The organism is Micromonospora sp. (genome assembly GCF_048594385.1).
Taxonomy (GTDB): domain Bacteria; phylum Actinomycetota; class Actinomycetes; order Mycobacteriales; family Micromonosporaceae; genus Micromonospora; species Micromonospora wenchangensis.
This window is the reverse complement of sequence record NZ_JBMDWU010000428.1, coordinates 1-2,192: the sequence shown is the minus strand read 5'-3', so window position 1 is coordinate 2,192 and position 2,192 is coordinate 1. Positions and strand designations below refer to the sequence as shown.

At 74.6% G+C, this 2,192-nt stretch carries 2 protein-coding genes; both read left to right on the top strand.

Features of this window, described 5'->3' with window-relative positions; genetic code table 11:
* A partial coding sequence (locus tag ACOJTC_RS23250; protein ID WP_420118479.1) for a peptidoglycan D,D-transpeptidase FtsI family protein occupies positions 1-1,860 on the top strand: 1,860 nt, incomplete at its 5' end.
* A gap of 91 nt (positions 1,861-1,951) precedes the next feature.
* Positions 1,952-2,192: Mur ligase domain-containing protein (locus tag ACOJTC_RS23245; protein ID WP_420118478.1), on the top strand; the 241-nt coding region annotated here is incomplete at its 3' end.

The following is a 2,192-nucleotide window of genomic DNA, read 5'->3' as shown; positions in this document are numbered from 1 at the left end:
GCCGAACCGACCACGCCCCGCCGCCGTCCCGGCCGCCGCACCGACACCCCTGGCCGGGGCGCCCCGCGCCGGACCGAGGCACCCCGGCGCACCGACCGGCCCGCCGGGCGTAGGCCGGTGCGCAAGCCGCGCCGCCCGCCGAAGCTCGCCGAGCCGCGTCGCCGGCTGCGCCTGGGCACCATGCTGGTGCTCGCGGTCTTCGCCGTGATCGGCATCCGGCTGGTCGTCCTGCAGGCCGTGGACACCCCGGCGTACGCCGGCGGCGGCGTCGACAACCGGCTCGCCCGCATCGACCTGCCCGCCCCGCGCGGCTCGATCCAGGACCGCACCGGCGCCCCGCTGGCCCGCAGCATCGAGGCCCGGTACGTCTTCGCCGACCCCACCATGATCAAGGACCGTACGGAGACCGCGAAGCTGCTCTCCCCGCTGCTCGGCGTCCCGGCCTCCGAACTGGCCGAGAAGATGAAGCGCAAGGGCAAGCTCCAGTTCCGCTACCTGGCCCGGGGCGTCGACATCGCCCGGGCCAAGCAGATCGAGGCGCTCGACCTGGCCGGCATCGGCACCCACCGCGACGAACGCCGCGAGGTGCCCGGCGGCGACCTGGCCGCCAACCTGGTCGGCTTCACCAGCCAGGACATGGACGGACTGGAGGGCCTGGAGGCCCGCTACGACGACGTGCTGCGCGGGCAGGACGGCCGCCGGGTGTACGAGGCCGGCCTCGGCGACCTCAACGCGCCCATCCCCGGCGGCTACAGCCAGACCACCGACCCCAAACCGGGCAGCTCGCTGGTGCTCACCATCGACCGGGACCTCCAGTTCCAGGTGCAGCAGATCCTCAGCCGGCAGATGGCACAGACCCGGGGCGCGATCGGCGCGGCGGTGGTGCTCGACGTCAAGACCGGTGACGTGCTGGCCCAGGCCAGCAACCCGACCTACAACGCGGCCACCCCGGAGCAGAGCCGGCCCACCGACCGGGAGGACGCGGCGACCAGCTTCGTGGTCGACCCGGGCTCGGTGCACAAGGCGATCACCTATGGCGCGGCCCTGCAGGAGGGCATCATCACCCCGGACAGCGCCTGGCCGGTCGCCAACACCATCACCCGGGGCGACGTCACCTTCCGCGACACCCACCCGGCCGACGGCAAGAAGCTCAGCGTGGCCGGGATGCTGGCCTACTCGTCCAACGTCGGCACCATCGAGATCGGCGACCGGCTCGGCCCCGACCGGCTGATCGACTACCAGAAGCGGTTCGGGCTGGGGCAGCCCACCGGCGAGGGGATGCCCGGCGAGGCGTCCGGGCGGCTGCTCCCTTCCGACCAGTGGAGCGGCTCGTCGTACGGGTCGGTGCCGATCGGGCACAGCGTCGACGCCACCCCGTTGCAGATGGCCGCCGCGTACGCCACCATCGCCAACGACGGCACCTACGTCCAGCCGCACCTGATCAAGGAGGTGGTCGGGGCGGACGGGACACGCACCCCGTCCGCCGCCCCGGTCACCCGCCCGGTGCTCAGCCCGCAGAACGCGGCCGCCCTGCGCACCCTGCTGGAGGCCGTGACCACCGTCGACGGCGCGACCGGCCTGGCCGCCGCGGTGCCCGGCTACCGGGTCGCCGGCAAGACCGGCACCGGGCTGCGCTACGTCGACGGCAAGCAGCAGCCCGGCGAGGTCGGTTCGTTCATCGGGATGGCGCCCGCCGAGGCGCCCCGGTACGTGGTGGCGGTCTTCGTGTGGAACCCCGAGGGCGGTGGCGGCGCGGTCGTCGCCCCGGCGTTCCGCGAGATGATGGGGTTCACGCTGCGTCACTACCGGGTTCCGCCGTCGCGCGGGAAATCCCCCAACTTCGAGGTCTTTCCGCGCTGACCGGGAACGGCGGGACATCATCGGTGAGTGCCGACGAACCACCGGGGCGGCTGTGCGGCCGGAACCGGACGACCGGGTAGGGTCTGACGCCGTGCCCGGCAATCCACGCCCCCGTACCGTGCCCGGAGTCCGGCTCGGCGACCTCGCCGACCGGCTCGCCGTGACGCCGCCGGCCGACGCCGCCGCGCTGGTCGTGACCGGGGTGACCCACGCCAGCCAGGAGGTCCGTCCCGGCGACCTGTACGCCGCGCTGCCCGGCGCCCGCCGGCACGGCGCCCAGTTCGCCGCCGCCGCCGCCACGGCCGGCGCGGTGGCCGTGCTGACCGACCCGG